Here is a 6,078-nt window from a genome sequence, read left to right as displayed (position 1 = left end):
CCACACCAGGCCCAGGCCGAACAAGTGCTCATCCGCCAGCGGCTACCCACCAGGAGTCTGCCTCACCCACCGGCCAACTCCCACAACTCATTAGGACGAGCGGGGGGACGGTGTCGGCCCAGCAGCGACCGGGCTGCAGTTACACAGGGTGTGATCACACAGGGTTGCGGTTCGGGTGCAGGGTGACCCAAGGGGCAGTCTGCGGCGGGACGGACTGAAGCGTCGTCCGGGCGCGTCAGGGGCGGGCGGCGATGTCGGTTGCGGGCGTCACGGCGTCGCGGCCGGACCGTCCTGCGGGCGCCACGGCGTCGCGGCCGGGTCGGCCCTCGACCGTCAGGTCCGGCCGGCCGAGCTGGCGTGCCGCCCGGTTGACCAGCCGCTGGGCGGCAGCCAGGGACCGCACCGACAGCAGCCGGCCCTGGCTTTCGCGACGCAGGACGAAGTAGTGCACGGCGGCGCGCACCTGCGCCCGGTCGGCCGCGCTGGCCTGGGCGGTGGAGATCACCAATTCGCGCAGGCAGCCGGCGAGCCGCTCGGCCAACTCGAGCTCGGGGCCGTGCAGCCCGGTGCGGAGGGCGGCGACATGGCTGTCGACCTTGCGGATCAGGACATCGGTGCCGGGCCTCGACCTCCGGTCCTCGACGGCCATCCGATCCCCTCCACCGTTCGCCACATCGCGAGTGAAGTTACTTTATGTTGCCTGCCGCAAGCAAGCAGTTAAGTAAGGCTTAACGGAATCAACGGTCAAGTCGCCTGTAACAACTTAAGCAGACATAACCCACCGGGTGGGCGGCGGCGGATGTCGGAGGCCGGGGGCAGGATGGGGTCGTGGCGGATTCCATCGGAGGGTCGGCCGGCGAGGCGGTGCTCTCCCGGTTCGGCCCGGCGACCCGGGAGTGGTTCGGCGCGGCCTTCGCCGCGCCGACTGCGGCGCAGGCCGGTGCCTGGGCGGCGGTCGCCGCCGGGCGGAACGCCCTCGTGGTGGCGCCGACCGGTTCGGGCAAGACCCTCGCCGCCTTCCTCTGGTCGCTCGACCGGCTGGCCCGCGAGCCCGCCCCGGCCGATCCCCGGCACCGCTGCCGGGTGCTCTACGTCAGTCCGCTCAAGGCGCTCGCGGTCGACGTCGAGCGCAACCTGCGCGCCCCGCTCGCCGGCATCCGGCAGGCCGCCACCCGACTCGCCCTCACCCCACCGGACATCACCGTCGGCATGCGTACCGGCGACACCCCCGCCGACGAGCGGCGGGCCTTCGCCCGCACCCCGCCGGACATTCTCATCACCACCCCCGAATCGCTGTTCCTGCTGCTCACCTCGGCCGCCCGCGACGCGCTACGCGGCGTCGAGACGGTGATCGTCGACGAGGTGCACGCGGTGGCCGGCACCAAACGCGGCGCCCACCTCGCGCTCTCCCTGGAACGCCTCGACGAGCTGCTGCCCGCCCCGGCACAGCGGATCGGGCTCTCCGCCACCATCCGGCCGGTGGACGAGTGCGCCCGGTTCCTCGGCGGCGCCCGCCCGGTCGACGTGGTCGCGCCGGTCACCGCCAAGACGATCGAGGTCAGCGTCCAGGTCCCGGTGGAGGACATGACCCGCCTCGACGAGCAGGAGGCACCGGAGGACGACCTCGCCGGCCCCCGGACGGCGTCGATCTGGCCGGCGGTGGAGGAACGCGTCTTCGGGCTGATCCGGGCGCACCGCTCGACCATCGTCTTCACCAACTCCCGGCGCAGCGCCGAGCGGCTCTGCGCCCGGCTGAACGAGCTGGCCGCAGAGGAGACGGCGGCCGTACCCGTCCGCGCCGCCAGCCGGACCCCGGCGGAGATGATGGCCCAGGCCGGGGCGGTGGCCGGCGCCCCGCCGGTGATCGCCCGCGCGCATCACGGCAGCGTCTCCCGGGAGGAGCGCCGGCACATCGAGGAGTCGCTCAAGGCCGGTCAGCTGCCGGCCGTGGTCGCCACCTCGAGCCTCGAACTCGGCATCGACATGGGCGCGGTCGACCTGGTGGTGCAGATCGAGGCACCGCCGAGCGTGGCCGCCGGCCTGCAACGCGTCGGCCGGGCCGGGCACCAGGTCGGCGCGGTCTCCCGCGGGGTGGTGCTGCCCAAGCACCGGGGCGACCTGCTCTCCTGTGCCGTGGTCGCCGAGCGGATGACCGACGCCGCGATCGAGGAGCTGCATCACCCCCGCAACCCGCTGGACGTGCTGGCCCAGCAGGTCGTCGCGATGGTCGCGCTGGACCAGTGGCAGGTCGGCGATCTGGCTACGGTGGTCCGCCGGGCGGCACCCTTCGCCGAGCTGCCGGATTCGGCCCTGCACGCCGTGCTGGACATGCTCTCCGGCCGCTACCCGTCGACCGCGTTCGCCGAGCTACGCCCACGGCTGGTCTGGGACCGCGCCACCGACCTGCTGACCGGCCGGCCCGGCGCGCAGCGACTCGCGGTGACCAGCGGCGGCACCATCCCCGACCGGGGCCTGTTCGGCGTCTTCCTGGCCGGTGCGGAACGCGCCGCCCGGGTCGGCGAGCTGGACGAGGAGATGGTGTACGAATCCCGGGTCGGTGACGTCTTCCTGCTCGGCTCCTCCTCCTGGCGGATCGAGGAGATCACTCCGGACCGGGTGCTGGTCTCCCCCGCCCCCGGGCAGGCGGCCAAGATGCCGTTCTGGAAGGGCGACCAGCCGGGCCGCCCGGTGGAGCTGGGCAAGGCGATCGGGGCCCGGGTCCGCACCCTGCTCCGGCAGGGCGACGAGGAGGCGCTGGCCGGGCTGCGCAGCGCCGGGTTGGACGACTGGGCCGCCGGCAACCTGATGGCGTACCTGCGCGAACAGCAGGCCGTCACCCGCGCGCTGCCGGACGACCGGACGGTGGTGGTCGAACGGTTCCGCGACGAGCTGGGCGACTGGCGCCTCGCCGTGCACAGCGTCCTCGGTGCCCGGGTGAACGCCCCCTGGGCGCTGGCGATCGGCCGCCGGCTCGCCGAGCGCTACGGCGTGGACGCGCAGGTGATGCCCGCCGACGACGGAGTCGTGGTGCGCCTGCCGGACACCGCCGACAGCCCGCCCGGCGCCGATGTGGTGGCCTTCGACCCCGACGAGATCAACCAACTGGTCGAAGAGTCGGTCGGCACCTCGGCGCTGTTCGCGTCCCGCTTCCGGGAGTGCGCCGCGCGATCGCTGCTGCTGCCTCGGCGCGATCCCCGCCGCCGCCAGCCGCTGTGGCAGCAGCGGCAGCGCGCCGCCCAACTGCTCGACGTCGCCCGCGAGTACGCCGACTTCCCGGTCACCCTGGAGGCGGCCCGGGAGTGCCTCCAGGATGTCTTCGACCTGCCCGCCCTGACCCAGATGATGCGCGACCTGGCCGGCCGCCGGGTGCGGCTGGTCGAGGTGGAGACGGCCCGACCGTCGCCGTTCGCCCGCTCCCTGCTCTTCGGTTACGTCGGTGCCTTCCTCTATGAAGGGGACGCCCCGCTCGCGGAGCGCCGGGCCGCGGCGCTGGCGCTGGATTCGGCCCTGCTCGGCGAGCTGCTCGGCCGGGTCGACCTACGCGAGCTGCTCGACCCGGCGGTGCTCACCGAGACCGAGCGGCAGCTGCGCTGGCTGACCCCGCAGCGTCGGCCCCGGGACGCGGAGGACGCGGTCGAGCTGCTGCGCCAACTCGGCGACCTGAGCACCGACGAGCTGGCCGAGCGCGGGGTGCCCGTCGACTGGCTGACCGATCTGGCGGCCGCCCGGCGGGTGCTGCCGGTACGCATCGCCGGGCAGGACCGCTGGGTGGGCGTCGAGGATGCCGGCCGGCTGCGGGACGCGCTCGGCGTGGCCCTGCCGGTGGGCGTCGCCGAGGCGTACCTCGAACCGGTCGCCGACCCGCTCGGCGACCTGGTCGCCCGGTACGCGCGCACCCACGCCCCGTTCGCTGCGGCCAGTTGCGCGGCGCGCTTCGGGTTGGGCGTCTTCGTGGTGGAGCAGGCGCTGCGCCGGCTGGCCGCCACCGGGCGGGTGGTCTCCGGCGAGTTCACCCCGGACACGGTCGGCACCCAGTGGTGCGACGCGGAGGTGCTGCGCCTGCTGCGCCGCCGCTCCCTCGCGGCGCTGCGCCGGGAGATCGAGCCGGTGCCGCCCCGGGCGCTGGCCACCTTCCTGCCGCGCTGGCAGCAGGTCGGCTCGTCGGCCCGTGGGGTGGAGGCGGTCGCCGCGGCGGTGGAGCAGTTGCAGGGCGTGTCCGTGCCGGCGTCGGCACTGGAACGGTTGGTGCTGCCCGCCCGCGTCGCGGACTACTCCCCCGCCCAGCTCGACGAGTTGTGCGCCAGCGGCGAGGTGCTGTGGGCCGGCGCGGGCGCGATCTCCGGCGGGGACGGCTGGGTCAGCCTGGCGTACGCCGACACCGCCCCGCTGCTGCTCCCACCGCCGGACGACACGCTCGCCCGCACGCCCCGACACGACGCGGTGCTCGACGCCCTCGGCGACGGGCAGGCGTTGTTCTTCCGTTCCCTCGCCGACCGGGTCGGGGCCACCGACGACACCGAACTGACCACCGTCATCTGGGAGCTGGTCTGGGCCGGGTACCTCACCAACGACACCCTGGCCCCGCTGCGGACGGTGCTCGGCGGCGGCGGCGCGCACCGGTCCCGGCCGGCCGCCACGCGTGGCCGCTACCGGCGCCCCGGGCGGGTGGCCCTGCCGAGCCGCGGTGGCCCACCGACGGCGGCGGGCCGCTGGTCCCTGCTGCCGGAACGGGACACCGACCCGACCCGGCGCGCCGCGGCCCTGGCCGACGTGCTGCTGGAGCGGCACGGGGTGCTCACCCGGGGCGCGGTCGTGGCCGAGCAGGTGCCCGGCGGCTTCGCCGCGGTCTATCCGGTGCTGGCCGCACTGGAGGAGCGCGGTGTCGCCCGGCGTGGGTATTTCGTCGACGGGCTGGGTGCGGCGCAGTTCGCGGTGCCCGGCGCGGTGGACCGGATCCGGGCGCTGGCCGAGCCGCTCGACGGTGGGCGCGGCACGGGCGGCGCGGCGGGGATGCTGGACGGCGGGCGGGCCCGGGGCGGCCCGGCGGTGGTGCTGGCGGCCACCGACCCGGCCAACCCGTACGGTGCGGCGCTGCCCTGGCCGGAGCGGGTGGTCGACTCAGGTGACCCGGCGACGCCGTCGGCCACCGGTCACCGGGCCGGCCGCAAGGCCGGTGCCCTGGTCGTGATGGTCGCCGGTGACCTGGTGCTCTACGTGGAGCGCGGCGGGCGCACGATCCTCTCCTTCACCGACGACGCCGACACGCTGGCCGCGGCCGGCAAGGCGCTGGCCGACGCGGTCCACTCCGGCGCGTTGGGCCCGATCTCGGTGGAACGCGCCGACGGGGAGGCCGTCCGCTCGTCCCCGCTGCGCGACGCCCTCACCGCCGCCGGCTTCCGCACCACCCCCCGTGGCCTGCGCCTCCGCGCCTGATCAGGGCAGGGCGGCGAGGACCTTCTCGTAGCGGGGACGGTCGGCGGGTGGGGTCTGGGTCTCCAGGTAGTTGAGCACCACCGTGCCGCTGCGGTACGCGCCCTCGTTCCACACCTCGGCGATGTCACCGGCGCTGCTCTCGTCCGGGAACACGTACACGGCCACGCCGTCGGTGACGACCAGTTCGGAGCAGCCCAGCCCCAGCCCGTCGGGCCCGCACTCGATTGACCGGTCCCGCGGGTTGGTCGCCTTGAGTCCGGCGGCCCGGAAGGCCGCCACGACCTGCCGCGCGCTGGGCGCATCGGCCTGCCGGGGCGGCAGCACCACCGGGGGCGGGTCGGCCGGTCGTCGTTGCGGGCCGGTGCCGTCGGCGTCCGGCCCGCTCGGCCCCGACCCGGCGGTCGGCGCGGTGGTGGGCGCGGTGGTGGGCGTGGTCGCGGTGGCCAGCGGTACGGCGGGGATTTCCTGGGCGGTCGGCGGGTCCAAGCCCGCCACGGGTGCGCCAGTGGTCGCAGCCGGGCCGGCGGCGGGTGGCCGGGCCGGGTCAGCGCCGCAGCCAGTGAGCGTGGCCGCGAGCAGGACGACGGCGGGCAGCATGGCGGCGGGCAGGATCCGGTGGGTCACTCCGGCAGTCTGCCCAGCCGG

At 75.3% G+C, this 6,078-nt stretch carries 3 protein-coding genes; 1 reads left to right on the top strand and 2 read right to left on the bottom strand.

Features of this window, described 5'->3' with window-relative positions; genetic code table 11:
- Window positions 1-235: 235 nt before the first annotated feature.
- A complete protein-coding gene (locus AB0M52_RS08135) occupies window positions 236-649 on the bottom strand; it encodes a hypothetical protein (protein ID WP_363950498.1) in 414 nt (137 codons plus the stop codon).
- Window positions 650-828: 179 nt separating this feature from the next.
- Between AB0M52_RS08135 and AB0M52_RS08130 the strand changes: the two genes are divergently transcribed.
- Window positions 829-5,433, top strand: coding sequence for an ATP-dependent helicase (locus AB0M52_RS08130; RefSeq protein ID WP_363950495.1), 4,605 nt, complete (start codon window positions 829-831; stop codon window positions 5,431-5,433).
- On the opposite strand, the gene AB0M52_RS08125 is transcribed toward AB0M52_RS08130, so the two are convergent.
- A complete protein-coding gene (locus AB0M52_RS08125) occupies window positions 5,434-6,057 on the bottom strand; it encodes a hypothetical protein (RefSeq protein WP_363950492.1) in 624 nt (207 codons plus the stop codon). It lies immediately after the preceding gene.
- Window positions 6,058-6,078 lie beyond the last annotated feature (21 nt).

The organism is Micromonospora sp. NPDC051296, assembly GCF_040682255.1.
In the GTDB taxonomy this organism is placed as follows: Bacteria; Actinomycetota; Actinomycetes; order Mycobacteriales; family Micromonosporaceae; genus Micromonospora; species Micromonospora craterilacus.
Note: the sequence above shows the minus strand (reverse complement) of the source record. Positions and strands in the feature narration are given on the sequence as shown.

What these genes read in the sequence shown, in the direction of transcription:
- AB0M52_RS08135 (WP_363950498.1), bottom strand. Translation starts at nt 649, where the DNA reads ATGGCCGTCGAGGACCGGAGGTCGAGGCCCGGCACCGATGTCCTGATC.